The sequence below is a fragment of the Methylophaga lonarensis MPL genome (assembly GCF_000349205.1).
Taxonomy (GTDB): Bacteria; Pseudomonadota; Gammaproteobacteria; order Nitrosococcales; family Methylophagaceae; genus Methylophaga; species Methylophaga lonarensis.
This window is the reverse complement of the sequence record NZ_APHR01000042.1, coordinates 1-25,637: the sequence shown is the minus strand read 5'-3', so window position 1 is coordinate 25,637 and position 25,637 is coordinate 1. Positions and strand designations below refer to the sequence as shown.

Sequence of the window (25,637 nt, the reverse complement as noted above, 5' to 3'; positions counted from 1 at the left end):
GCAAACGCACCGGCTTTACCGCCAGCTTTCGCGCACCCCGGATGAGTCTGCGATAAACACCGCACTGGCCAGATCGTGAAATATGCCATGCTCGACAATGCCCGGATGCGTATCCAGCAGGTGATTCAATCCGGCGGTATCAATGTCAGCAAAACGCATATCCAGCACCAGATTACCCGCCGCTGTCACGGCCACATTATCACCTGCACTGTTTCGCCTCAGTTCACCACTGGCCCCTTGTTGTTGCAATGATTGCATGACCAGTTGCCAAGCGTTAGGCAACACTTCGATGGGAATGGCATATTGCTGACCAATCTGCGTGACCATCTTGGATTCGTCAACCAGCACAAAAAAACTGTTCGCATGACTGGCCAAGAGTTTTTCAGCCACCAGATCCTGGCCTCGCCCTTTCAGCAACTGCAAATCGTCAGTGACTTCATCAGCGCCATCGACGTATACATCTAAATGACTCAACTGTTCGATGGCCAACACCGTCAAACCCGCCTGCCGTGCTCTGATAGCACTGATTGCAGAACTTGCTGTGGTTTGAATTTCCAGTCCTTGCTGCTGGCGCAGCGCCAATACATCTATAAAAAAATTTGCCGTTGAGCCTGTTCCAAGCCCAACAATCATGCCGTTTTCGATAAAACTCGCGGCATGTTCGGCAACTCTCTGTTTGGGATTCATCGCGGGGTTGTGGATTTCTGTAGACATTGACAGTCTCCTCCGACCTGCTGGCACAATAAAAACCAAGCTTAACACTTAAACGAGCACTGAAAAATGCTGGCAATGCAATGGCAGTATGATATTTCGGTAGCCGTGCCCTCCATTGAGACAGGAAATGCTTATGACTGACTTGAATGCCATCACTCAACATATTTCAGAGGTCATCGGTAACGACTTCGTGCCAGAGCGAATTAGCAGTATCGGCGGTGGCTGCATCAACAGCGCCTACCGACTGCAAAGTGATGATGTCGATCTGTTTGTTAAAGTCAATTCACCCCATCTGGCAGACATGTTTGAAGCAGAAGCCATGGGCTTAACTGAAATGGCCGGACAACATTGTGTCAAAGTGCCGGAAGTTATCTGCCACGGCAGCAATCACCAACACAGCTATCTGGTGCTTGAATATATCGAGCTGGGCAGTCTGCGAGGTGCCGCCTCAGCCCAACTCGGCGAACAATTAGCAGCGCTTCACGCTATCGCACAGCCTTTTTTCGGCTGGCACATCAACAACACCATTGGCAGCACACCACAGATCAACACACAGGAACATGACTGGGTCAGTTTCTGGCAGCAACACCGTCTGGGCAAGCAGTTACAATTAGCTGCTGGCAAGGGATTTGGTGGGCGTTTGCGTGATCAGGGGCAACGGCTGATTGAGGAACTGCCGAAATTTTTTGTCGGCTATCAACCACAGCCGTCATTGCTGCATGGTGATTTATGGGGCGGTAATGCCGCGGCTGATGCAAAGGGAAACCCGGTGATTTTTGACCCGGCATGTTATTACGGCGACCGCGAGACTGATATTGCGATGACCGAGCTTTTTGGCGGATTTGGTGGTGATTTCAGATCCGCCTATCAGAGTCATTATCCGCTTGATGCAGGCTATCAAAGCCGTAAAACACTTTATAATCTTTATCACATTATCAATCACGTCAATCTGTTCGGCGGCGGCTATCTGGGACAAGCCGAATCGATGATCGCACAGCTATTGGCTGAACTGGGTTAAAGCACACTGGGTTAAAACTAAGAGGTTAGATTTTAATGAGCCAAATCAAGGTACTTTTTGTCTGCATGGGTAATATTTGTCGTTCGCCCACTGCTGAAGGTGTTTTTGTCAATTTGATCAAGGATCTGGGCACAGCAGAACGGTTTCATGTCGATTCTGCAGGCACGCATGCCTACCACGTCGGAGAACCGCCTGATGCCAGAGCCCAGCATACGGCACGTCAACGCGGAGTGGATTTATCTTTCATCCGTGCACGCAAGTTCAAACAAAGTGATTTTGATGAGTTTGATCACATCCTGGCAATGGACAGTGACAATCTCAGTATTCTATTGAATGCCTGCCCCAGCGAACACCAGCATAAGGTAAAGCTGTTTCTTGATTTTGCCCCTGATCGTCACGAAACCGATGTGCCGGATCCCTATTACGGTGGTCAGAATGGTTTTGAGCATGTGTTTGATCTGGTCAGGGATGCCTCGGAAGGATTTCATCAGTCAGTCTTGAAGTAAGCTCAAACAAGCCTCACTGTCTCTGATAGCGCCCGCTTCGCCAAAAGGGTAAACTATCGGGCTATTTTTTATTCGATATTGATAATTGGGACGGTCATGCGTTACAGCACTGATGATTTGCGGATCACTGGCATACAGGAAGTCATTCCACCCGCACAGCTGCATCAAGAGCTGCCTATCACTGATCAGGCTTCTGAGACAGTGTTCAATGCTCGCCATGCGATCAAGGAGATTCTGCATCATCGTGATGATCGACTGGTTGTCATTGTAGGCCCCTGCTCTATTCACGATCCCAAAGCGGCTCGTGAGTATGCAAGCCGACTCAAACCAGTAATGGAAGCACTCAAGGATGATCTATGCATCATCATGCGGGTGTATTTCGAAAAACCACGCTCCGTGGTGGGCTGGAAAGGTCTGATCAACGACCCTTATCTCGATGGTAGTTTCAAAATCAACGATGGTCTGCACATTGCACGCAGGCTGTTGCTGGATTTGGCAGAGATGGGGATTCCTGCAGGCACAGAATATCTGGATCTAATCAGCCCTCAGTATATTTCAGACCTGATCTCCTGGGGTGCTATTGGCGCCAGAACCACTGAAAGTCAGGCGCATCGAGAGCTGGCTTCTGGTCTGTCCTGCCCGGTCGGCTTCAAAAATGCAACCGACGGCGGCCTGCAAATAGCGGTGGATGCCTGTCTGTCAGCTTCCAAGCCACACCATTTCATGTCTCTGACCAAGGCGGGTCACTCAGCCATCTTCTCAACCACTGGCAACGATGATTGTCATGTGATTCTTCGAGGTGGCAGAACACCGAATTACGACGCAGAAAGTATCAACGAAGCTGCCGAAGTTATCGGACGCAGCGGTCAGTCTGTGCGCATCATGGTCGATTGCAGTCATGCCAATAGCGGTAAAAACCATCTGCAACAGGAAGACGTTTGTCGAGCTGTGGGCCGTCAAATCGGCGAAGGTGAGAGTCGTATCATCGGGGTCATGCTGGAAAGCCATCTGGTCGCCGGTAGACAAAATGCAGAAGCAGGCAAGCCTCTGGTTTACGGACAAAGCATTACCGATGCCTGCATGGCCTGGGACAACACTGATGTATTACTGAACGAGCTGGCGGCCGCCGTTCGTAGTAGAAGACTCAAAACGGGTCTTTAGTATCCCTGGTCGGGATATTTTTCAATCAGCTTCAGTCCAAGCTTGCCCGGTAAGGCCTGTTGGCCCTCGGAAAAAGTTTCAAAGCGCACAATCACTTACTTAAGCAGCCAGTGTTGAGCTATAATTGCTCATTAAAACTCTGGCCGAGGCAAGGCTAAGATCTTGCCAAAATAAATTCCTGAGAAAAACAGTAGGTTATTGAATGACAGACTACGCCCTGATACTGATCAGCACTATCCTGGTGAACAACATCGTTCTGGTGAAGTTCCTTGGCTTGTGCCCGTTCATGGGCGTTTCTCGCAAGTTGGAAACCGCCATGGGTATGGCGCTGGCAACCACTTTTGTGTTGACGCTTTCGTCAATCAGCAGCTACCTCATCAATGAGTTTTTGTTGAGTCCACTGGGTATTGAATTTCTCAGAACCATCAGCTTTATCTTTGTGATCGCGGTGGTCGTTCAATTTACCGAAATGGTGGTTCACAAAACCAGTCCGATGCTCTATCAGGTACTGGGTATCTTTCTGCCGCTGATCACGACCAACTGCGCAGTGCTTGGTGTCGCCCTGCTTAATGTGCAGGAACAACATGGTTTCCTCGAATCAGCCGTCTACGGTTTTGGCGCAGCGATTGGTTTTTCACTGGTGCTGGTCATCTTTGCTGCAATGCGTGAACGCCTGGCTGCAGCTGATGTTCCGACACCGTTTCAAGGTGCAGCTATCGGTCTGGTAACTGCGGGTCTGATGTCCATGGCGTTTATGGGCTTTGCCGGTCTCATCAAGGTATAAGCCATGTTGACCGCTATTCTCGCACTGACTCTGCTTGCGCTCATTTTTGGCCTGCTGCTTGGCTATGCTTCTGTCAAATTCAAGGTTGAAGGTGACCCGATTGTCGAACAAATCGACAAACTGCTGCCGCAAACCCAGTGTGGTCAATGCAGCTATGCCGGTTGCCGCCCATACGCCGAGGCAATCGCAGCTGGTGAAGCCGATATCAACCGTTGCCCACCAGGCGGTGAAGCCACCATTCTGGCACTGGCCGACTTACTGGATGTCGAACCCAAACCACTCGACGAAGAAGTTGGTGCTGAAAAACCCAAAATGCTGGCTGTCATTGATGAAGCCCGCTGCATTGGTTGCACCCTGTGTATTCAGGCTTGCCCTGTAGATGCCATTCTGGGCGCCGCAAAACACATGCACACGGTAATTGCTGATGAGTGCACCGGCTGTGAACTGTGTGTGGCTCCTTGCCCGGTCGACTGTATCGACATGGTTCGAACCACGCCAAGCCCGACCACCTGGCGCTGGCCGGATCCGGAACACATCACCGTACAGGAAAAAATTGAGGAAGAGCAGGCATGACACAGCAGCAACTGGGGTCATTCCCGGGTGGCCTGAAACTGCCCGGCCACAAAAAACGTTCCACACAAATGCCGATTCGCAGAATGCCGATCAGCAAACGCCTGATTCTGCCGTTACAGCAACATATCGGTGAGGCTGCGGTACCTATCGTTGAAGTTGGCGAAAAAGTCCTGAAAGGTCAGAGAGTCGCACGTGCCGAAGGCCATGTCTCGGTATGTCTGCATGCGCCTACTTCTGGCGTTATCAGAGCAATTGCCGACCATCAGGTGCCACATCCATCGGGCTTGACCGCACCTTGCATCATGATCGAAACCGATGGCGAAGATCGCTGGATCGAACGCGACCCTGTGCTGGACTTCCGCAGTTTGTCCTCACATGAAATTCGTCAGCGCGTTCGCGAAGCAGGCATTGTAGGGCTGGGCGGCGCGGGTTTTCCGAGTTTTATCAAACTCAACCCGGGGGTGCGACATCACGTTGAGACACTGCTGATTAACGGCGCCGAATGTGAGCCATACATCACCTGTGATGACATGATCATGCGGGAACGTGCCGCAGGCATCATCGAAGGCATTGAAATCATGATGTTTGCCTTGCGAGCCAAGGAATGTGTCATCGCTATTGAAGACAACAAACCTGAGTCAATCTCGGCAATGCGCTTCGCTTTGACCGCCAACAAGGCACTGAGCGAAACCACCCGCATTGTGATTATTCCGACCAAATATCCAACGGGCGGTGAGAAACAGCTGATTCAGGTCGTCACTGGCAAACAGGTACCTAGTAAGGGCCTGCCGATTGATATAGGCATTGTTTGCCACAATCCAGCGACAGCCTATGCGGTAGGTCGTGCCATCCGACATGGTGAACCACTGCTGTCGCGGATCGTGACCGTCACCGGCACCGATGTCACTCATGCCGGTAACTTTGAAACCCTGTTTGGCACTCCGATCCGTGAATTACTTGAGTTCTGTGAAACCAAGAGACAGCCGGACGAGCCGTTTATCATGGGTGGCCCGATGATGGGCTATAACCTGTCCGGTGACGATTTACCCATTACCAAAACCAGCAATTGCATTCTGGTGGGTGTTGATGATGTGGCAATTGCCAGTCAGCCACTGCCCTGCATTCGCTGTGGTGAATGTGCAGCCGCTTGCCCGGCCAGCCTGTTACCACAACAGTTGTATTGGTATTCACGGTCAAAAGAATTCGACAAAACCGAAGAATACAACTTGTTCGACTGCATTGAGTGCGGCTGCTGTGATTATGTCTGTCCGAGCAAAATTCCACTGGTGTCATATTTCCGCTTTGCCAAAACGGAAATCATGAATCAGGAACGCGAACGCCGGAAATCGGATATTGCACGCGAACGCCATGAAAACCGCCTGGCGCGTCAGGAGCGTGAGCGCCTGGAAAAAGAAGAACGCCAAAAACAACGCAAGGCAGCTCTGGCGGCAAGTAAGGCAGCACAGAAAAAAGCTGAAAACACAGAGACGGAATCGACGACCGAAACCGCCGCTGTCAAAGAGGATAACTGATCACAATGTCGATATTCCGGCTGAGTCCACCTTACCTGGCGGGTGCCAATCACGTCACATTGCAAATGATGCAGGTATTGCTGGCGCTGGTCCCTGCAGTTGTCGCCATGGTCTATTTCTTCGGCTATGGCGTGCTGGTCAATATTACGCTGGCGGTAGCCGTAGCGCTGGCAACTGAAGCCCTGATGCTGAGAATCAGGGAGCGCCCGGTCAAACCTTTCCTCAGTGACGGAAGTGCCGTGGTAACCGCCGTATTACTGGCGCTGGCAATCCCTCCATTGTCACCGTGGTGGTTGACCACTGTGGGTGTGGTTTTTGCCATTGTCTTTGCCAAACATCTATACGGCGGACTGGGCTACAACCCTTTTAATCCGGCAATGGTCGGTTATGTGCTGTTGCTGTTGTCATTTCCAGTCGAGATGACCACCTGGTTGCCGGTCGCCAGTATGTCGCAGCAACCTGTTGATCTACTGATGGCAATCAGCTACGTGTTCACTGGACAGTTACCCGGAGCACTGACGCTGGATACCCTGTCCGGCGCGACTCCGCTGGATGCCATGAAAACCCAAATCAGCCAATTCAGGCCACCCGAAGTCATCATGAATCAGCCACTTTTTGGCATGTTCAGCGGCAAAGGCTGGGAATGGGTGAACTTCTGGTTTCTGCTTGGCGGTATTTACCTGATCTACAAGCGAGTGATCAGCTGGCATGTGCCTGTGGCCATGATCGGCACACTGTTTGTCATTAGCGGTATTTTTCAGCTGATAGCACCTGATCTGACCGGAACGCCAATGTTCCATCTGTTCAGTGGAGCCACGATGATCGGCGCGTTTTTCATCGCTACGGATCCGGTCTCGGGATCGACCACACTCAAAGGACGCTTGATCTTCGGTGCCGGCGTTGGCTTGCTGACCTTTGTTATTCGGGTCTGGGGCGGCTACCCAGATGGCGTTGCTTTTGCGGTAATTTTGATGAACATGCTGGTGCCGCTGATTGATTACTACACCCAGCCGCGTGTTTACGGAGCCAGATAGATGATACGACTGCCCGAAAACCCGGCGCTGCGTGTCGGACTGCTACTGGCGATTTTTGCTATCACAGCTACGGTGCTGGTGGCCTTAACAGAAACACAAACTCGTGAGCGTATCGTTGAAAATCAACGTCAGGCGACTTTGCGTGCTATTGCTGCGGTAGTGCCTGAACAGAGCTTCGATAACGACATTCTGACCGATACACTCACCTTGCCTGCCACAGCCGCACTTGGCACCACCGAGGCCACAACGGTGTACCGTGCCCGCCTCGACGAGACTCCGGTTGCCGCAGTTTTAAATGTGGTAGCCCCTAATGGCTATAGTGGTTCCATCCATATGCTGGTCGGCATTTACTATGATGGCACCGTGTCTGGTGTTCGCGTGATAGCACATAAAGAAACACCAGGACTTGGAGACAAAATTGATGAGCGGCGCGATGACTGGATTTTGCAATTCTCAGGACTGTCTCTGGAAAACCCGCCAGCAGTTCGCTGGAAGGTCAAACGCGATGGTGGCAGTTTTGATCAGTTCACCGGGGCAACCATCACGCCACGCGCGGTAGTGGGCGCTGTACAGCAAGCCCTGATTTACTTTCAGGAACATCGCGACCGTTTGTTCATGATTCATGAGGAGCCAGCTTGATGAGCGTCTATCGACAACTCAGCTACGAAGGTCTTTGGAAAAACAATCCTGCACTGGTTCAACTGTTGGGGTTATGTCCATTGCTGGCCGTCACCAACACCATGATTAACGGACTGGGGCTGGGACTGGCAACTATCCTGACACTGGTGGCATCAAACGGCTTGATTTCACTGCTACGTAATCATATTCCTGATGAAGCGCGCTTGCCGGTGTTTGTCATGGTTATCGCCTCCATCGTGACTATCATCGAGCTCTCTATGAGTGCGTGGTTTCACGAGCTATATCTTATTCTCGGCATTTTCATTCCGCTGATCGTCACCAACTGCGCCATCATTGGTCGTGCTGAAGCCTATGCTTCACGTAACCCGGTAGCTCCGTCGCTGGTAGATGGTTTCATGATGGGTATTGGCTTTACTGCGGTACTGGTGTTGCTTGGAGGCATGCGTGAACTGATCGGTCAGGGAACCCTGCTCAGTCAGGCCGAATTGATGTTTGGCGAAGCAGCGCGTGGCTTTCAGATTGTTATTTTTGAAGACTATCGTGGCTTTCTGATGGCTATGTTGCCGCCAGGTGCTTTTATCGGTCTGGGTTTGATCGTTGCCTTGAAAAATACCATTGATGCACGTGTCAATCGTCGTCAGGCCAAAGTCAGCAAGGCCGCAACCGAAGCCGCGACCGCCTGATTATGAATCAGCAGCAAAGGCAGGCCTTTTTTGCTGCCCTTCGTGCACAAAACCCTGCGCCAACAACAGAGCTGAACTATCAATCACCGTTTGAGTTACTGATTGCGGTGATTCTCTCAGCGCAAGCGACTGATGTGGGTGTCAACAAAGCCACTGATAAACTCTATCCGGTCGCCAACACGCCGCAGCAGATCCTTGATCTGGGGCTTGATGGGCTGAAAAGCTACATCAAAACCATCGGCCTGTTTAACAGCAAGGCCGAGAATGTCATTAAAACCTGCCAGATTCTGCTTGATAACTATCAAGGCGAAGTGCCCGCAGACAGAGAAGCACTGGAATCACTGCCCGGTGTTGGCCGCAAAACGGCCAATGTCATTTTGAATACCGTTTTCAAGCAGCCTGTCATCGCCGTTGACACTCATATTTTTCGACTGGCAAATCGAACCGGGCTGGCTAAAGGCAAGACCGTTCGCGCGGTCGAAGACAAGCTGATGAAGGTAGTGCCCGACGAATTCAAACTTGATGCGCATCACTGGCTGATTTTGCATGGTCGTTATGTCTGTACCGCCAGAAAACCGCATTGCGACAAATGTGTGGTCACCGCCTGTTGTGATGACTACAAACGTCGTCACAAACATGACCATGTTTAATCAGGATCGACATCAGCTTCGTCAGGCCTATCATCTGGTCTGGCAAAAAATGCAAAATGACGCTCCATCAATGACGCCGCTGGAACAACAAATTGCCAGCGTTATTCAATTACATCCCGAATATCACGCACTGCTGGGCAGCGCCGAAGAATCCTCTCAGGAGTTTCCGCCAGAACTCGGGCACACCAATCCCTACTTGCATATGGGCCTGCATATCGCTCTGCAGGAACAAATCATGACAGATCGCCCTGTCGGCATTCGTCGTTGTTATCAGGAGCTGCTGGCTAAGACGACCGATGAACATCAGATTATGCACCAGATGATAGACTGTCTGGCAGAAACGCTCTGGCAGGCACAACGTGATCAAACAGCGCCGGATGAGATTGCTTATCTGGATCGCCTGAGGCAATTGTCCAAGCAACGCTGAAAGCTTCACCACAGTGCTCAGCTGTCTGTCACCACATCAATAAGTGAGGTTATTTGTTATGCAGGCCTTCGCATTTTATAACGCAGAACACAGTCCAGAACGAATTGAAATCCCCACCCCTATTCCCCACGGCCATGACCTGCTGGTGGCTATTGAAGCTATCGCAGTCAACCCGGTGGATACCAAAGTTCGCGCCAGCCTGGGCGATCAACAAGAATCCCCCCGAATCATTGGTTGGGATGCCTGTGGCAGCGTTGTCGCCGCGGGACCAGCATGTCAGCACTTCAAAGCAGGTGATCGAGTTTTTTATGCCGGAGACATCAGTCGCCCCGGATGTTACGCCTCACATCAACTGGTCGATGAACGTATTGTAGGGCCTGCCCCGCAGTCACTCAGCCCTGAGCAATCTGCTGCCATTCCGCTGACCGCTATTACAGCCTGGGAGGCTCTGTTTTCCCGCCTCAAAATTCACCCGGAAACGGATCAAGGCAAGCGTCTGCTCATTATTGGCGGTGCTGGAGGGGTCGGTTCCATTGCGATTCAGATTGCCAAGGTCATGGCAGGATTAGAGGTCATTGCAACGGCTACACGGCCTGAATCTGAAGCGTGGTGTCGACAAATGGGGGCCGATCATACCATTCGACATGGCGATCACCTGACCAATGATTATCAGGCACTGAATATTGCTGCGCCAGATTACATTCTGTGCCTGAATGAAACCGATCATTACTTTGCAATGATGTGTGAACTGATAGCGCCGCAAGGACTTATTTGCCTGACTGTCACCAACCAGCAACCATTGATGCTGGAACCACTGAAAAACAAGAGCGCCGGCGTTGTCTGGGAGTTTATGTTTACCCGTCCGATGATGAAAACTGACGACATCACTACTCAACAGGATATTCTCACTCAGGTTTCAGCCGCACTGGATCAAGGCCAGCTGAAACCAACGATGACAACGCACTTGGGCACAATGACAGCGGACACCATTGAACGGGCACACAAACAACTTTTGAGCGGCAGAACTATTGGCAAAATTGCGCTGTCCTCAATCAGTGACTAAGATATTTGCAAGATTTGGAATTTTGAACAGGCGTCCTCTGAAAGCTGGAAACAGTCTGAGACTCCTCACTTAGCCGCTGACAATCAACATAGTCAGCTCGTATGCTTGGTATTCGACCCAGCAGATGATGGTTCAAAACTTCCTTACAGGAACAGACCCTTATATAATGTAAGGTTATTATTCAAAATAAAACGAGGTTAGAGATGGCAAACAACAGTTCAGGCAAGTTTTTTATTGGCAGCATCGTCATTTTCTTCATCATCGCGGGTGTTGTCGCAGTGGTATTGAATAACATGAAAGCACTCGCTGATAATGCTTTGCCGCCAGAAAGCATGGAAGAACAAGCGATTGCTGAAAGATTGCAACCCGTGGCTCAGGTACATGTTGGCGAAGCGCCTGTTGCAGAAGAAGCGCCTGCTGATGACATGCAAGTCAACCGAGGTCAGCAAATCGTTGAGAGTGTTTGTGCCGTCTGCCACGCAACCGGCATGATGGACTCACCTCGCACTAACAAGGCTTCAGATTGGGCACCACGCCTGGAGCAAGGCATTGAAACTGTCTATGCCAATGCTATCAACGGTATCAATATGATGCCTGCTCGTGGTGGCCGTCCTGACCTGTCTGATGACGAAGTCAAAGCAGCCGTTGACTACATGATTTCAGACCTCAAATAAAACTGCACGATCGCTGGCGGTCTCATCCCGCCAGACAAAAACATCCGGTACAATTCTCCAGTAAATACTGACAAGGATTGTGCCGGATTTTTTTATAGGTATGATTTGCAATCCGCTGTATTCTTTAATCCCTTGCTGATTGTGAACAAAGAACCTGTTGATGAGTTTTCTCTCCGTTAATCTTCCCCTCGTGGCCTTGCTGCCGTTTTTCGGCGCACCACTGGCAGCCTTCGCTGCCAGGTATCATCGACTGGCATCAGCCTGGACCGCAGGTCTGGTCACCATTTTATCCCTACTGTTTCTGCTACCCAGCGCCCGGTTCCCATTTAATGGCGACACATTGATTCAGAGCTGGGACTGGATCCCGGCAGCTGGATTAGAGTTTGCCTTCCGCTTAGATGGTCTGGCCTTGCTGTTTGCCTTGCTGATTCTGGTGATCGGTCTGCTCATTGTCATCTACGCCCGTTATTACCTGTCCGACCGTGACTCGATGGGTCGCTTTTTTGCCTATCTGCTGATGTTTATGGGCTCAATGCTGGGTATTGTGCTGTCGGAAAACCTGATCCAGCTATTGGTGTTCTGGGAACTGACTTCACTGACTTCGTTCCTGTTGATCAGTTACTGGCAACATCGTCAGGATGCTCGTCAGGGTGCGCGGATGGCGCTGGCGATTACCGGGGCCGGTGGTCTGGCCTTACTAGCAGGCATTTTGTTGATAGGTCATGTAGTCGGCAGCTTTAATCTGACCGATGTATTGGCGGCGGGTGATGAAATTCGTGCTCACAGCCTGTATCTGCCAATCCTGCTGCTGATTTTGCTGGGCGTGTTTACCAAGTCGGCACAGTTTCCGTTTCATTTCTGGTTGCCACATGCCATGGCCGCACCGACACCGGTATCGGCCTATCTGCACTCGGCCACCATGGTCAAGGCCGGTATCTTTCTGCTGGCAAGATTGTTCCCAGCCCTGTCTGGCACCACAGAATGGATGTGGCTGGTTGGCGGCGCAGGCCTGTTAACGCTGATTCTTGGTGCCTACACCGCACTGGTCAAACATGATCTCAAAGGCCTGTTAGCCTACTCTACGCTCAGTCATCTGGGCTTGATTACCCTGCTGTTTGGTTTCAGCACACCGATGGCCACCGTGGCAGCGATTTTCCATATCATCAATCACGCCACCTTCAAGGCCTCGCTGTTCATGGTGGCTGGCATTATCGACCATGAGACCGGCACGCGTGATATGCGACGACTCAATGGTCTGCTTAAATATATGCCACATACCGCCGTACTGGCCATGATTGCTGCTGCTGCAATGGCTGGTGTTCCCCTGCTCAATGGCTTCCTGAGCAAGGAAATGTTTTTTGAACAGGCAGTACTCGCTTCCGATACTTCCATGATCACCTGGGCAATTCCGGTGCTGGTCACTTTGGCGGCGGCCTTTTCAGTGGCCTATTCGATTCGCTTTATTCATGACGTCTTTTTCAACGGCGAAGCCAAAGATTTACCTAAAACGCCGCATGAACCGCCACGCTTTATGAAAATTCCGGTGGATCTGCTGGTGGTCCTGTGTCTGGTGGTCGGCATTGCGCCGATGCTGGTCGCAGGGCCGATTCTGGCCGTGGCCGTTAGCGGCAGCTTGCAAACAGCCACACCTGATTTCAGCATCGCCTTATGGCATGGCTTTAACTTGCCGTTGTTAATGAGTGTCATCGCTATGGCGGCAGGCGTCTGGCTATATTGGCAACGCCAGATCATTTATCGCTTGCATGAGCAGCTGAACGAGCGCTTTGACGGCAAAGCGGTATTTGACCGGCTGCTGAGTCAAATCAATGGCTTTGCCGCCATGATCACTCGTCGTTTTGACAAAGGCTCATTGCAACATGCAGCACTGTGGATCATTGGCACTGCGGTGTTGGCAGGCGTTATCGGCTTTGCCAATCAAAGCGCGCCACTGTTTGGCGAGCGCGCCTTGCTGCCGATTGATGCCATCAGCCTGATGCTGGTCACTGGACTGATTATTGCCAGTGTTTTGACTGCAGTGCTGCACCGGCAACGCTTGGTAGCACTGATTACCATTGGCGTAGTCGGGCTGATTGTCGCACTCGGTTTTGTCAAATTCTCAGCACCGGATCTGGCCTTGACTCAGCTATCCATTGAAATCGTCACCATCGTATTGCTGCTGTTGGCTTTGTTTTTCCTGCCACAACTGGCACCAGCCGAAAGTGACAAAACACGGCTGTGGCGTGATGGCGGTATTGCACTGCTGGCAGGCGGCGCAGTCAGCGTGCTGGCAATGGCGGTCTTGAGCCGCGACTTTATGCCGATTTCCGGTTTCTTTATTGAAAACTCGGTACCCGGCGGTGGTGGCACCAATGTGGTCAATGTCATTCTGGTCGACTTCCGTGGCTTTGATACTTTGGGTGAAATTGTCGTACTGGCTTTGGCCGGTCTTGGCATTTTTGCGATGATGCGTGGCCTCAAATTACCTGCCCCCAAACTGGATTTCTCCGGTCGCGACTGGAGCAATGATCCGCACCCACCAATCATGCAAACCCTGACCCGACTGTTGTTCCCGTTAATGCTGATGGTGGCGGTTTTTATCTTCCTGCGTGGTCACAACCTGCCCGGTGGTGGCTTTATTGCAGGCTTGATTGCCTCGGTCGCTTTGATTGCCCAGTATCTGGCCAACGGTATTGACTGGACCAGTGACCGGCTGCGCTTTGACATGCACAAAGTCATCGGCTTTGGCTTGCTGATCGCCGTGATGACCGGTGTGGTTGCAATGATGCTGGGTTATCCCTTCCTGACGTCCGCATTCACTTATTTGTACTGGCCTGTGGTTGGCAAATTTGAAGTGGCCAGTGCCATTGCCTTTGACATCGGCGTCTTCCTGGTAGTAGTCGGCGCGACGGTGATGATTCTTGTGCAACTGGGCAAACTGACCCATGAAGCCAATCATCGGCAACAACAGGAGCAAAAATAATGGAGTGGCTGATTGCCCTAGCGATTGGCGTGATGACCGCCTGTGGTGTGTTTCTCACTTTGCGCCCTCATACCTTCAGTGTGGTGCTGGGTTTGACCCTGCTGGCCTATGCGGTGAATGTATTTCTGTTTGCCATGGGCCGTCTAACCATTGGTCAACCGGTGGTCATTGACGCCACTGCCACTGGCTATGCGGACCCCTTACCACAAGCGCTGGTATTGACCGCTATTGTCATTGCCTTTGGCATGACCGCCTTTTTGATTGTCTTGGCATTGAAAGCGCGTAGTGAGCTGGGTAATGACCATGTCGATGGTCTACATATCAGCAACAAGAAAAACGGAGCACGCCGATGATGCATTTAACGGCGCTGCCGGTTTTACTGCCACTGATTGGTGGCTTTCTGTTGCTGTTCACTGGTCGAAACATCCAGCTGCAACGCCAGCTGCATTTGGCACTGATGCTGGGCTTGCTGATCGTCAGTGGCCTAGCACTACAAACAGCATTGACCGGTCAATACAGCCTCTACCAACTAGGAAACTGGCAACCACCATTTGGCATTGTGCTGGTGCTGGATCGACTGTCAGCCATGCTGGTATTGCTGACTACGCTGCTGGCCTTGGGCGCACTGGTCTATGCCATTGCCACCGATACTGACCATCAGGGCCCACATTTTCATGTGTTGTTTCAATTGCAGTTATTTGGGTTGAATGGCGCCTTTCTGACCGGTGATTTGTTCAACCTGTTTGTGTTCTTTGAAGTGCTGTTGCTGGCCTCTTATGGTTTGTTACTGCATGGTGGTGGCCGTTTACGTACTCGCGCCGGCTTGCATTATGTGGTCATCAACCTGATTGGCTCGACCTTGTTCCTGTTTGCTGTCGGCACCTTGTACGGCATGCTTGGCACCCTCAATATTGCCGATATGGCACAGCGGATGGCGCAGTTACCGGCAGAAGATCAGGGTGTGGTCGCAGCGGCAGGTTTATTGCTGTTGGTAGTCTTTGGTATCAAGGCGGCGATGTTTCCACTTTATCTGTGGTTACCAGCTGCCTATGCACAGGCCCCTGCGGCTGTGGCAGCATTGTTTGCCATCATGACTAAAGTCGGCCTTTACGCCATTATTCGGGTACATGGCACCGTGTTTGGCGAACAGGCCGGTGCGCTGGCATATATTCATAGCCAATGGTTGTTATTGCTTGGCATGGTCACGCTGGCGCTGGCAGCCTTAGGCGTGATGGCGTCACGCGGTTTGCGCGAGCAAGTTGCTTATCTGGTACTGGCCTCAGTGGCGACGCTACTGATTGCCATTGGCCTCAACACGGCCGAGGCTCTGGCTGCCAGTCTGTATTATCTGGTGCACTCGACCTTGATTGCCGGGGCCATGTTCCTGTTGGCAGACATTATCAGCCGCAGCCGAGCTGCCATGCAGGATCAGTTCATTCCTGGGCCGGTCTTACCCAATATTATTCTGATTGGCAGCGTGTTCATGCTAATCGCCATTGCCATGACCGGCATGCCACCGTTATCCGGCTTTTTCGGCAAGGTAATGATTCTGCATGCAGCACTGGCACATGACTGGTATGCCGCCATTGTCGCAGTAATTCTGGTATCGGGATTGCTGATGATTATCTCAATGGCTCGCACCGGTTCTTTGCTGTTTTACAAAGCTCATGAAAGCCATGGCGAAGCAGGCCCAGCCAGCAAACCACTGGCCGTAGCCGCGGTTTTAGCATTACTGACTGCAGCACCACTGCTGGTAGTGTTTGCTCAACCGTTTACTGCTTTTACTGAAACCACCACCGCCCAATTGCTCAACACTCAGGCCTACATTGAAGCGGTGCTCTCGACTGCTGGAGACTTGCCATGATGCGTCGCCTGCTCCCCCACCCGGTGTTATCAGTGTTTCTGTGGCTGATCTGGCTGCTGCTTAATAACACCATGGCCGCGGGTCATGTGGTGCTGGGCGCAGTTCTGGCGGTATTTATTCCCTGGTTGAGTTCGGCCTTTTGGCCTGAGCAGGTGTGTATTAAAAAGCCACTGGTGCTGCTGCGTTATATTCTGGTGGTGCTGTGGAGCATTATCGTCGCCAATATCAATGTTGCCCGGCTGATTCTGGGCCGCAGTGACAAGCTGCAACCGGGCTTTATTTCACTGGAGTTGCGACTGCAATCGCCGGTCGGTATCAGCATGTTGTCCAACACCATTTCACTGACACCAGGCACGGTCAGTTGTGACTTGTCTGATGACCGTCGCTACCTGCTGATCCATGCGCTGCATATTGATGATGTTGAAGCCATTATCAGCGATATTCAGAATCGTTTTGAACAGCCTCTGCTGGAGATCTTCGAGTCATGATCCACACTGCAATTATGATCGCTTATGTGATGGTCGGACTGGCCTTTGTGCTCAGTCTGGCAAGACTGGTCAAAGGGCCGGAACTGCCGGATCGGATACTGGCGCTTGATACCTTGTACATCAACACTATCGCCCTGCTGATCCTGCTCGGCATTCACCTTGGCAGTGCCATGTATTTTGAAGCGGCGCTACTGATCGCGGTGATGGGCTTTATGGGCACGCTGGCGCTGAGCAAATATCTGCTGCGCGGCGACATTATGGAATAGCGGGGAGAATAATCATGCTTGAATGGCTATTAGCCGCGCTTATTGTCATTGGCGCTTTTTTTACACTGGTAGGCTCCATTGGCCTGTATAAGCTGCCGGACTTTTATATGCGCCTGCATGGCCCGACAAAAGCCAGTACCTTGGGTGTCGGTGCGGTTTTGGTGGCCTCTGCCGTTTATTTCACCTTCAAAACCGGCGATGTCAGTCTGCATGAAATTCTGGTGACCTTATTCCTGTTTATCACGGCACCGGTCAGCGCTCATCTGATGGCCAAGGCAGCCTTGCATATTCAGGTCAAACAACTGGAACGCACCCGCCAGACGCACAAAGGTCAGGATTGAATACCGACAACACAGCCACAATCTGGGTCGATGCCGATGCCTGTCCCGGCGTTATCAAAGAGATTCTGTTTCGGGCCGCCCAACGCACCGGCCTCCAGTTAACACTGGTCGCCAACCACAATGTCAAAGTACCGCCCGCCAGCAATATCCGGTTTATTCAAGTGCAACACGGCTTTGATGAGGCCGATAATCTGATTGCCCAGCGCGTTGCAAAAGGCGATCTGGTAATCACAGCCGATATTCCACTGGCGGCAGAAGTTATCGACAACGGTGCGACCGCGCTTAATCCACGCGGCGAGTTATACACTACCGCCAATATTCAAGCCCGACTGACCATGCGTGATTTTATGGAAACCATGCGTTCCAGCGGCGAAGCCATGACCGGCCCATCCGCACTCAATCAGCGTGATCGACAAGCTTTTGCCAACCAGCTGGATCAGTGGTTGTTGAAAGCGCAGCGTTGAGTTTTGACCAACTGTAAAATTTACTGATTACACACCACTGAGTTCAAGCTCACGAACATTGTCCAGCTTGATGTTCCTGGCGGCATGCCACAAATCATAGTTATCTTGCATAGCCAGCCAGCTCTGAGGTGTTCGGCCCAGCGCTTTTGATAAACGCAATGCCATCTCAGGGCTGATACCGCTCTGCTGCTTGAGAATTCGATTCAGGGTCGAAGCGGCCACATCCAGCTGCTCGGCCAAATAGCGACAACTGAGGCCATAAGGCTCCATATACGTTGCCATAATAAACTCACCAGGATGTGGGGGGTTATGCATCGTCATCAGTGATAATCCTCATAATCAAGCAAATACGCGTTACCCTCTGAAAACTCAAAGGTCAGTCGCCAATTACCGCTGACTGTAATGGCCCAGATACCGTTTCTATGCCCCTTGAGCGGATGCCGGGCAAATCCAGGTCAGTAATTTCCATCGCGGTATCCAAGGCAGCCAGCTGCATTCTGAGCCGTCTCGCATGCTTTGCCTGAATGCCGCGAGAACTTCCTGTCTCATAAAAACGCCTCAATCCTTTGTGCTTGAATGATTTAATCATTGCCCAACAGTGTAGCGCGTTGCGCAACATTGTCAATTTTTGTGATATTTGAAAACGAGGGTGGTCGTGTTCTGCTCACTAGAACGGAGCTGAAACTTTATTTTCACCTTTTAATTACTACTGACTTTGTACATACCATGACTACGGCAATACACTAGTGACTTGCTGTGCAGGTGCGCAGCATATCTTTGTTTCAGGAACCCGCATGTTTTTTAAGAAAACCTTATTGCCCATCTCGTCATTATTTTTCTCTATCTCGCTGTTAGCCACGGGTTACGGCTTGTTGATGACGTTTATCGGCATCTTTCTGAAACAACAAGGCCTGTCAGAGGGCAGCATCGGTTTGATCAGTGCCGCCTTTTTTCTGGGCGCAATGCTGGCCGCAATTTTCAGCCAGAAACTCATTATCAACGTCGGCCATGCCCGGAGTTTTTCAGCATTTTCGGCGATTATGGTCATGGCTTTTCTGGGCCATGCGCTGTGGTTTAACCCGTGGTTCTGGTCGGTCTTGCGTCTGATCTCCGGCTTTGCCTTTTATGCCATGCTGATCGTGCTGGAAAGCTGGCTCAATGAAAAAAGCACCACCGATGAGCGCGGTAAAATACTCGCCATCTACACCATCGTCTTCTTCCTGGCGCTGGCACTGGGTCAGTTATTACTGGTGCTGGAAATGCCCGCCAATACCATCTTCATTCTCGGCTCAATTCTGGTGCTGTGGTCGCTGGTGCTGGTCGCCATTACCCGCATTACACAACCGGTGTTAAAACCGTTTGAACGCTACAGCATGCCCAAACTGCTCTCCATTGCACCGCTGGCACTGGTGGGCAGTTTTGTCGGTGGCGTCTTTGTCGGTGCGTTTTACACCATGCTGCCGTTGTATGTGCTGAACTTGTTTGATCAACCCAAGGTAGTATCGGTATTTATGGCCATCACCATCCTGGGTGGACTCATCGCACAAATGCCAGTCGGCATGCTCTCGGATCGACTGGGACGCCAGAAAATGCTGGCATGGGCTGGATTTTTCAGTGTGGGCGTATTGATGCTGATGCTGATGTTGCCATGGATCTGGCATGAAAGCGTCACCCTGCTCTACCTGACCGGCTTTTTATTGGGCATGAGCCTGTTCAGCATCTACCCACTCAGCGTCGCCCGTGCCAATGATGAGTTTGATGAAAACAAAGACCTGGTCGAAATCAGCCGTACCCTGCTGTTTTCTTATGGTTTTGGCTCATTTATCGCGCCATTGCTGTTGGGCTTTGTCCTCGGCTTCTCGGCAACAGCGTTCTTTGTTGTGCTTGCCATGTTTGCGTTGGCTCTGGGTCGCTACTCGCTGATGAATGAACAAATCCCCGATGACCATATGAATGTCTACGTCGCCGTGCCAGTCACCTCGGGTGATGTACTCGCCGAAATGGACCCACGTCAGGATGAAGAATGGGTAGAAGAACACCGCCCGGATATCGAGCACACAGAAGATCCCGAGCAAGCAACAGATCCGTCAAATCCTGATATCAAATAAGGCGTTTTGATTAAGAACTGGAATGCTTCAAGGCAAAATCAAAAAGCGGCAGATCAAGCTGGCTGACACCTTGATTGTGCCGGTAGCTTGCGTTGCCGGTGAGACTTCTGGAAATGATGCAACGGTTCCAACGCTTGCTGCAGGAATTTCGTCTTCAGAAAGACCAAAGCATTCAGTGCGATAGACTGTGTCGACACCGACACCTTCCGCTGCACCGCCAGATAGCTCAGAAATGCTTCGATCTCAGTGGCTCCGAGCTTGTCAGGGTGTTGCTTGTGATGGAACAGTATGAAATATTTGATCCAATACAGATACGTATCAATGGTTCGCCGACTGTAATTACGGACAATCATGAAAGTCCTGATGGACTCGAGAAACGGAGATTTTGCCATGAACCCAGCCCCTCACCCTTAAGGTGTTGGAACAACATCGAAATAGCCAGCAATTAAAAGGTCACAGACCTCATAATTACTGCTCACATCTTGTGACTATGCGAATATACCCAATAAAGTCATATGGTTACAAATTTTAATGCAATCGCTTTGAGATACTATAAGGCATCCCCACTAATTATTATTATGAGGTCGAAGACCTCATTAACATACTGTTATGCAATCTGAGGAAATCTATGAAGATTAGAGACATAAAAACCGTATACGAGATTATGAAAGATTCAACGCACATGCAGATTATCTGGATTGGCTTTTTAGTTGCGCCTTTCGTAGTTGGAGCATGGTTTGATTTGTTCGATAGAATACCGTTTCTCCAAAAGCACAAATTATTCACTTTGATTGCAGTATTGGTCGCATTCTTATTAATGCAAATTGTGGCATTAGTATTCGATGCGCGAGATAAGAAGAAAAAATTACTTTTATCAAAAATTGTTGGCTATATGGCTGCAAATAATTATCAAATCGTGAGATTCTCAACGTTAAATGAACAGTTGGGTCTTGACATTGGAGAAAAAGATCTCATTGCTCTTATAAATACGTTTCCCGATAAGATCCGGCTAGCCCAGGCCAGGAAGAAAGACAAAAATGGAAACTATATCGTTGGCCCGAACGGCACCGAACAAATGGAAAATGCAATTGGAACCCTTGCATAACAAAGCGCTGTTGTCGGACTGGTTTTCCGCTGCGCTGCAAACCAGCCGCAAAGCGTGGCGTTAGCTACTGAGTACATAAAGCACACAATGTGCTAGAATCCGATTAATGAAACCTATTACGTGGAATCCTGAGAAAAATAAGCTTCTGCAAACGGAAAGGAACATCTCTTTTGAGGATGTGGTTTTGCACATCTCGATAGGTGGTATCTTGGATACTTTCGAGCATCCAAACAAGGAGCGGTATCCAGGCCAGCAGATTCATGTCATTGAAATAGAGGGATACGTTTATCTCGTGCCCTTTGTAGAGTCGGAAGATGAAGTTTTTCTGAAAACGATCATTCCGAGCCGGAAGGCGACAAAAACCTATTTGGGAGGTTCGAAATGAGCAAACTGGAAAAAGAAGAGCAAGAAATTCTGGACGCGTTTGATGCTGACGAGTTGCTGCGGGCACCAGATATTGAAGATCGTAAAGTGCGGCATCAACAGTATGCTGAAGCCATGTTCAAGAAAGATGCTCGCATCAACATTAGGCTTTCTTCCAAGGACCTGCGGGGACTGCAGAAAAAAGCGCTGTCTGAAGGTATCCCCTACCAAACACTTGTTGCCAGCATCCTCCACAAGTATGTAGAAGGTCGCTTGCATGAAGATCGTAGCTAAGCAGCGGCTGCACATCGACCGTCTTTACGCTGCTTCGCTGCTCCCAATCGGCGCATGCTGTGGGCGTTTTGTGTTCGTGAGGTATAAGTGAAATATCATGGCTCTAAGTGAATTCGAAATAAAAAAATGCGAGAAGGAGATAGAGGACTTCATGAAGCTGCGGCGCCCACCCGCGCACATCCGCAATAAGTTAGATCTTGGTTATAGAATTGATGGCCAGAGTGTCGAGATATTCGAAATACGACCGCAATGGCGAGATCCTTCAAAAAACATGGAAACACCTGTGGCGAAGGCCACTTTTGTTAAGACTCAGGGCTGCTGGAAGGTATTCTGGCAACGAGCAGATCTAAAATGGCACGGATATGAACCAGCACCAAAAGTTAAGTCTTTCAAGGATTTTCTCAAGATAGTGGCTGAGGACAAGCACGCATGCTTTTTCGGATAACACATAACCATGCACGGCACTGCGTAATCAATAGGGCCATGACCAAAAGGGCTAGAGTCAATTGAAATGAACAATCGCGTCTGCCCTTTTGGTTCAGTTGCTGATTGTAAACCGGTTGGCATCTTCATCTATCGCTCGACCAACACCATCGATTGCAGCGGTTATCTCTAAGTCATCCTGAATAGACCGGTTAATTAGCGTATTTGAGTTCTGAATGGCATGCATCATTTCGCTCATTTCTGCTGAGACGGCGGTCTGTTGTTCCAGCATTTGCGAAATGGCAGTGTTCAGATCCCTGATTTCATCACAATAGTCCACGGCCTCAGCGAGCAGATGGTTGGCCTCATCCACCAAATGAACCGTACTAGTGCCGCTGTTTTTGCTATCAGCAATTTTGCCGGTCATCAGCCTAACAGCCGAATTAATACTCTCGGCAACGGCGATAATTTCCTGTGATGCACCCTGGCTTTTTTCAGCCAGGTTTCTGACCTCTGAAGCCACTACTGCAAAACCACGCCCATGGACTCCGGCACGAGCAGCTTCTATTGAGGCATTTAACGCCAGTAAATTTGTCTGTTCGGCGATTTCGCTTATCAAGGTGACAGCATTTCTGATCGAATGAGTGTTAGTTTCCAGCTGTTGAAACTGCTGCGAAACGTCCAGAAGCTCGTCAACCAGTGCCACCACTTTTTGTGAGGCTTGTGTTGATTTGCTGCGACAGTTTGATAACTGGTCTGCCGTTTTTATCGAGCGATCAGCCGTATCCAGCGTGATTTTGGCAACCTCAGCAATGCTGTGACTCATTTCCAGAGCCGCTGCAGCAGCTGTTTCAACACTGCCGCTTTGCTGGTTCAGCTTTGCTAAATTCTGCTCTGCGTTACGCAAAGAATTGGACGACATATCACGCAACGTCGCTGCCTGCTCTCTGAAGCCAGAAAACGACGAGCGCATCAATTCATAAAAGCCGTTAAATGAATCAATAAAGGTCTTGTCGGCCGACTTTTCCTGCTCCTGATGCTTGATCTTGAGTGTCAAATCACGGTGATCAGCAGAACTCAGCATCACAGCCATCAATTGATTGGTCAGATCGAAGCGTGATTTCATTCTGATGCAGACAAAGGTCAGCACGGCGGTTTCGACCACCACAAAAGCAGCATGCGTAAAGAACGTTGGCCAGTCACAACTGCCGCCATAAACGACAAACGGCATACCGCCGATACTGGTTTCGGCCAGCTGTAGCGGCACGGCCAGTGCATGATGCACCGCAATGGTCGCCGCAGCGATCAACAACACTCTGAAATCGCGCCAGACCACAAGAAACGCCAATGCAACGAAGATATGAAAATGCATTTCCAGCCGGCCAAACTGCTGCATGATCAAAATCATCGACATCATCATCAATGCGACTGCCAGAAAAGCTCTGCTGAGAAATGAGCCGACAGCAACTCTGAGCATCAGCCATGCAGCAAAAACAATTAACACCGCGGGAACCGTTCCTGCCAGTTGTGTTCCGTAGCCATAGGGCACCACAAACATGACCACTGGCAAGTGGGCAAGCAAGATCCAGAACACCAGCCAGTCATTGGCGATGTTATCTTTCGAAGCACGTTGCTTGATATTTTCGGAGACTTCCAGCTCAGCTGCTTGCATGTTGTTGCCTGTTTAGTTTTAAGGTCAAAATATCGTCGTAGATGTACTGACGATCCTGAGCACGGTATTTGATAAGTCCGGGTCTATTTGGATACATCAGGTAAATGGCACCAGAGTGATGAATGGTTCCTTTCGCGGGATAGAAAGACTCGGGTAGTTGACGCATGATCTGTCGAAGCTGCGCATCGACATCGGCATGAATCACCATCGCACCGGGCAACGCTAATTCCGCCCAGGCTTGAACTCCCGTTTTGTCAGCGCCAACATCCAGTGAAATCAAAACAAACCCTAAATCATCTTTGAAGCGCTCAGCCAGATGGGCCAATGTGTTCATGTTCATCGGACAAACATCCGGACACTCAGCAAAGACGGCTGTAACGAGATAGGGTTTATCAGAAGGGAGTGTGGCGAGAAGATGGTGATCGAGTTTAAATCCCGTCTGGAAGCCATGTACGGCCAAGGCTTTGTCCAGTTTGAGTAATCGGCCCGGTTCAGCAATCAGTAGCACCGCTAGCAGCAAGCAGAGCAAGGCAAGTGCGATCACTGAATTTCTACGTATCGTTCTACGCATGACCATGCTCTTTAAGAAAGCATCATTGTCATCAATTGCCAGTGAAATTTATGTAAAACGATTAATTGTGATCAAGGGAGCGGCAACTTGATTGTTGGGCTTCGTACCTCAGCCCAACCTACCAGTTTTATGGTTCTGTCTTTGGACCTAAAGGGTCACAGTTAATTGAAGTGCTCAATCGTGTCTGGCCGTCTGCTTGTTGCAAGTTAACATCGTCAATGCATTCAAGTCAGGGCGGAAATACAGCGGTGTTGTGGTAGATGTGGTTGCTGGACAGATCATTCGGCTAATGGCCAGTGGCAGTGTCCGTGTAATATCGACCTTGAGGATGGATATCGGAACAACTAATGACGCTTTTTGATCTGGTACATTTGGTCATCGGCGTGACTTAACAACGTATCTGCATCCTCGCCGTCTTGAGGATAACTGGCGACACCTATACTGCAGGATGGCATGCGAAGTTCGGCAAACCCTGCCGCCAAAGGCTCGGCCATAACCGCCAGAATGCTGTCCACTTTGGCAGAGACAGCATCGGTTGACTGGATGCCGGTCAATAAAACGATAAACTCATCGCCCCCCATCCGGGCCACGGTGTCTGTCTCACGAACACAACCTTGCAGGCGCTGGGCTATCTCACAGAGCACACGGTCGCCCATTGCATGGCCATAGACATCATTAATACCTTTAAAATCGTTGATATCCAGAAACAACAAGGCCAGACCAGTATGGTGGCGACGTGCCATTGCCAGACCTGATTCCAGTCGTTCATAGAGCAGGGTTCTATTGGGCAGTTTTGTCAGTGAATCATGATGGGCGAGAAAACGTAACTCCTCCTCGGCTTGCCTGAGCGCAGTCACGTCACGGGCCACACCTACCCGCACCCCGTCGTCTTCGGACCAGCGTGCTGACCACTGAATATGCACAACACTGCCATCCTTGCGCATATAACGGTTTCTAAAATCCACGTGGGACTGGCCGCTCATGACCCGATCAATAGAGTCCCGTGTCAATGCCAGATCATCCGGGTGCATATAGTCGGTGATCGGCGTGCCAATCAGCTCTTTGGCTTGATAACCAAGCAATGACTCACAGGCATCACTGACAAAAACAATCTGGTTGTCGCGATCAACCACAAACACCGTATCCAGCATCAGATGGATGAGTTTGGGATACAGCGATTCAAATCAACGGACATAGCTCAGGGTATCAGGTTTGATATGCCGATTATAGTCTGATCGTC

The 25,637-nt window shown here is 50.5% G+C and carries 31 protein-coding genes and 1 pseudogene; 25 read left to right on the top strand and 7 right to left on the bottom strand.

Annotated features, from left to right (window positions below; genetic code table 11):
• Positions 1-15: 15 nt before the first annotated feature.
• Positions 16-714, bottom strand: a complete 699-nt coding sequence (gene rpiA / locus MPL1_RS08360) for a ribose-5-phosphate isomerase RpiA (RefSeq protein WP_009726691.1) — start codon at positions 712-714, stop codon at positions 16-18.
• Between the two features lie 133 nt (positions 715-847).
• On the opposite strand from rpiA, the gene MPL1_RS08355 reads away from it, so the two are divergent.
• The 20 genes from MPL1_RS08355 (at position 848) to MPL1_RS08260 (ending at position 17,861) form a co-directional block, all read left to right on the top strand.
• On the top strand, positions 848-1,732 hold the full coding sequence (locus MPL1_RS08355) for a fructosamine kinase family protein (protein WP_009726690.1): 885 nt from the start codon (positions 848-850) through the stop codon (positions 1,730-1,732).
• A 35-nt stretch (positions 1,733-1,767) separates the two neighbouring features.
• Complete coding sequence (locus MPL1_RS08350; protein WP_009726689.1) at positions 1,768-2,238, top strand: low molecular weight protein-tyrosine-phosphatase; 471 nt, start codon at positions 1,768-1,770, stop codon at positions 2,236-2,238.
• 96 nt (positions 2,239-2,334) lie between these two features.
• Positions 2,335-3,399, top strand: coding sequence for a 3-deoxy-7-phosphoheptulonate synthase (locus tag MPL1_RS08345; protein ID WP_009726688.1), 1,065 nt, complete (start codon positions 2,335-2,337; stop codon positions 3,397-3,399).
• Positions 3,400-3,601: 202 nt separating this feature from the next.
• Complete coding sequence (gene rsxA / locus MPL1_RS08340; protein ID WP_009726687.1) at positions 3,602-4,183, top strand: electron transport complex subunit RsxA; 582 nt, start codon at positions 3,602-3,604, stop codon at positions 4,181-4,183.
• A gap of 3 nt (positions 4,184-4,186) precedes the next feature.
• A complete protein-coding gene (gene rsxB / locus MPL1_RS08335) occupies positions 4,187-4,756 on the top strand; it encodes an electron transport complex subunit RsxB (protein WP_009726686.1) in 570 nt (189 codons plus the stop codon).
• Positions 4,753-6,288, top strand: a complete 1,536-nt coding sequence (gene rsxC, locus MPL1_RS08330; protein ID WP_009726685.1) for an electron transport complex subunit RsxC — start codon at positions 4,753-4,755, stop codon at positions 6,286-6,288. Before rsxB ends, rsxC begins: the two co-directional genes overlap by 4 nt.
• Before the next feature lie 5 nt (positions 6,289-6,293).
• A complete protein-coding gene (gene rsxD, locus MPL1_RS08325) occupies positions 6,294-7,322 on the top strand; it encodes an electron transport complex subunit RsxD (protein WP_009726684.1) in 1,029 nt (342 codons plus the stop codon).
• Complete coding sequence (gene rsxG, locus MPL1_RS08320; RefSeq protein WP_009726683.1) at positions 7,323-7,961, top strand: electron transport complex subunit RsxG; 639 nt, start codon at positions 7,323-7,325, stop codon at positions 7,959-7,961.
• The gene (locus tag MPL1_RS08315; protein WP_009726682.1) at positions 7,961-8,644 is read left to right on the top strand and encodes an electron transport complex subunit E; all 684 of its coding nucleotides are present in this window, start codon (positions 7,961-7,963) and stop codon (positions 8,642-8,644) included. The genes rsxG and MPL1_RS08315 overlap by 1 nt, the downstream gene beginning before the upstream one ends.
• Before the next feature lie 2 nt (positions 8,645-8,646).
• Positions 8,647-9,294, top strand: coding sequence for an endonuclease III (nth, locus tag MPL1_RS08310; protein WP_009726681.1), 648 nt, complete (start codon positions 8,647-8,649; stop codon positions 9,292-9,294).
• Complete coding sequence (locus tag MPL1_RS08305) at positions 9,281-9,721, top strand: DUF1841 family protein (RefSeq protein WP_327036645.1); 441 nt, start codon at positions 9,281-9,283, stop codon at positions 9,719-9,721. Before nth ends, MPL1_RS08305 begins: the two co-directional genes overlap by 14 nt.
• A gap of 58 nt (positions 9,722-9,779) precedes the next feature.
• Positions 9,780-10,784, top strand: a complete 1,005-nt coding sequence (locus tag MPL1_RS08300; protein ID WP_009726679.1) for a zinc-binding alcohol dehydrogenase family protein — start codon at positions 9,780-9,782, stop codon at positions 10,782-10,784.
• A gap of 203 nt (positions 10,785-10,987) precedes the next feature.
• A complete protein-coding gene (locus MPL1_RS08295) occupies positions 10,988-11,458 on the top strand; it encodes a c-type cytochrome (protein WP_009726678.1) in 471 nt (156 codons plus the stop codon).
• Positions 11,459-11,618: 160 nt separating this feature from the next.
• A complete protein-coding gene (locus MPL1_RS08290) occupies positions 11,619-14,438 on the top strand; it encodes a monovalent cation/H+ antiporter subunit A (RefSeq protein ID WP_009726677.1) in 2,820 nt (939 codons plus the stop codon).
• Positions 14,438-14,791: a Na+/H+ antiporter subunit C gene (locus tag MPL1_RS08285; RefSeq protein ID WP_009726676.1), complete on the top strand. Its 354-nt coding sequence runs from the start codon at positions 14,438-14,440 to the stop codon at positions 14,789-14,791. The genes MPL1_RS08290 and MPL1_RS08285 overlap by 1 nt, the downstream gene beginning before the upstream one ends.
• Positions 14,788-16,302, top strand: coding sequence for a monovalent cation/H+ antiporter subunit D (locus MPL1_RS08280; protein ID WP_009726675.1), 1,515 nt, complete (start codon positions 14,788-14,790; stop codon positions 16,300-16,302). The genes MPL1_RS08285 and MPL1_RS08280 overlap by 4 nt, the downstream gene beginning before the upstream one ends.
• Positions 16,299-16,790 (top strand): Na+/H+ antiporter subunit E, encoded by a 492-nt coding sequence (locus MPL1_RS08275; protein WP_009726674.1) that lies wholly within the window; start codon positions 16,299-16,301, stop codon positions 16,788-16,790. The genes MPL1_RS08280 and MPL1_RS08275 overlap by 4 nt, the downstream gene beginning before the upstream one ends.
• The gene (locus MPL1_RS08270) at positions 16,787-17,056 is read left to right on the top strand and encodes a K+/H+ antiporter subunit F (protein ID WP_009726673.1); all 270 of its coding nucleotides are present in this window, start codon (positions 16,787-16,789) and stop codon (positions 17,054-17,056) included. Before MPL1_RS08275 ends, MPL1_RS08270 begins: the two co-directional genes overlap by 4 nt.
• Positions 17,057-17,070: 14 nt before the next feature.
• Positions 17,071-17,397 carry a Na+/H+ antiporter subunit G gene (locus tag MPL1_RS08265; protein ID WP_009726672.1) on the top strand — a complete coding sequence of 109 codons (327 nt, stop codon included), beginning with the start codon at positions 17,071-17,073 and terminating at the stop codon, positions 17,395-17,397.
• Positions 17,394-17,861: a YaiI/YqxD family protein gene (locus MPL1_RS08260; RefSeq protein WP_009726671.1), complete on the top strand. Its 468-nt coding sequence runs from the start codon at positions 17,394-17,396 to the stop codon at positions 17,859-17,861. The genes MPL1_RS08265 and MPL1_RS08260 overlap by 4 nt, the downstream gene beginning before the upstream one ends.
• A 27-nt stretch (positions 17,862-17,888) precedes the next feature.
• Here the strand turns inward: MPL1_RS08260 and MPL1_RS08255 are convergent, their stop codons facing one another.
• Positions 17,889-18,182: a HigA family addiction module antitoxin gene (locus tag MPL1_RS08255; RefSeq protein WP_009726670.1), complete on the bottom strand. Its 294-nt coding sequence runs from the start codon at positions 18,180-18,182 to the stop codon at positions 17,889-17,891.
• Positions 18,182-18,450: pseudogene (locus tag MPL1_RS08250) on the bottom strand (type II toxin-antitoxin system RelE/ParE family toxin). The gene MPL1_RS08255 and the pseudogene MPL1_RS08250 overlap by 1 nt, the downstream one beginning before the upstream one ends.
• Positions 18,451-18,655: 205 nt before the next feature.
• Here MPL1_RS08250 and MPL1_RS08245 point away from each other — a divergent pair.
• The gene (locus tag MPL1_RS08245) at positions 18,656-19,969 is read left to right on the top strand and encodes an MFS transporter (RefSeq protein WP_009726669.1); all 1,314 of its coding nucleotides are present in this window, start codon (positions 18,656-18,658) and stop codon (positions 19,967-19,969) included.
• A gap of 53 nt (positions 19,970-20,022) precedes the next feature.
• Here MPL1_RS08245 and MPL1_RS08240 read toward each other — a convergent pair whose 3' ends face one another.
• Positions 20,023-20,361 carry a site-specific integrase gene (locus MPL1_RS08240; RefSeq protein WP_009726668.1) on the bottom strand — a complete coding sequence of 113 codons (339 nt, stop codon included), beginning with the start codon at positions 20,359-20,361 and terminating at the stop codon, positions 20,023-20,025.
• Positions 20,362-20,651: 290 nt separating this feature from the next.
• Between MPL1_RS08240 and MPL1_RS08235 the strand changes: the two genes are divergently transcribed.
• The 4 genes from MPL1_RS08235 (at position 20,652) to MPL1_RS08220 (ending at position 22,176) form a co-directional block, all read left to right on the top strand.
• Complete coding sequence (locus MPL1_RS08235; protein WP_152417623.1) at positions 20,652-21,074, top strand: hypothetical protein; 423 nt, start codon at positions 20,652-20,654, stop codon at positions 21,072-21,074.
• 106 nt (positions 21,075-21,180) lie between these two features.
• On the top strand, positions 21,181-21,459 hold the full coding sequence (locus MPL1_RS08230) for a BrnT family toxin (RefSeq protein ID WP_009726666.1): 279 nt from the start codon (positions 21,181-21,183) through the stop codon (positions 21,457-21,459).
• Complete coding sequence (locus MPL1_RS08225) at positions 21,456-21,731, top strand: hypothetical protein (RefSeq protein WP_009726665.1); 276 nt, start codon at positions 21,456-21,458, stop codon at positions 21,729-21,731. The genes MPL1_RS08230 and MPL1_RS08225 overlap by 4 nt, the downstream gene beginning before the upstream one ends.
• A 97-nt stretch (positions 21,732-21,828) precedes the next feature.
• Complete coding sequence (locus MPL1_RS08220) at positions 21,829-22,176, top strand: DUF3024 domain-containing protein (protein WP_009726664.1); 348 nt, start codon at positions 21,829-21,831, stop codon at positions 22,174-22,176.
• 93 nt (positions 22,177-22,269) lie between these two features.
• Here MPL1_RS08220 and MPL1_RS08215 read toward each other — a convergent pair whose 3' ends face one another.
• From MPL1_RS08215 to MPL1_RS08205, 3 genes are all read right to left on the bottom strand, one after another.
• Positions 22,270-23,826 (bottom strand): methyl-accepting chemotaxis protein, encoded by a 1,557-nt coding sequence (locus MPL1_RS08215; RefSeq protein ID WP_009726663.1) that lies wholly within the window; start codon positions 23,824-23,826, stop codon positions 22,270-22,272.
• Complete coding sequence (locus MPL1_RS08210; RefSeq protein WP_009726662.1) at positions 23,813-24,397, bottom strand: SCO family protein; 585 nt, start codon at positions 24,395-24,397, stop codon at positions 23,813-23,815. Before MPL1_RS08210 ends, MPL1_RS08215 begins: the two co-directional genes overlap by 14 nt.
• A gap of 344 nt (positions 24,398-24,741) precedes the next feature.
• Positions 24,742-25,572 carry a GGDEF domain-containing protein gene (locus tag MPL1_RS08205; RefSeq protein ID WP_040577024.1) on the bottom strand — a complete coding sequence of 277 codons (831 nt, stop codon included), beginning with the start codon at positions 25,570-25,572 and terminating at the stop codon, positions 24,742-24,744.
• Positions 25,573-25,637 lie beyond the last annotated feature (65 nt).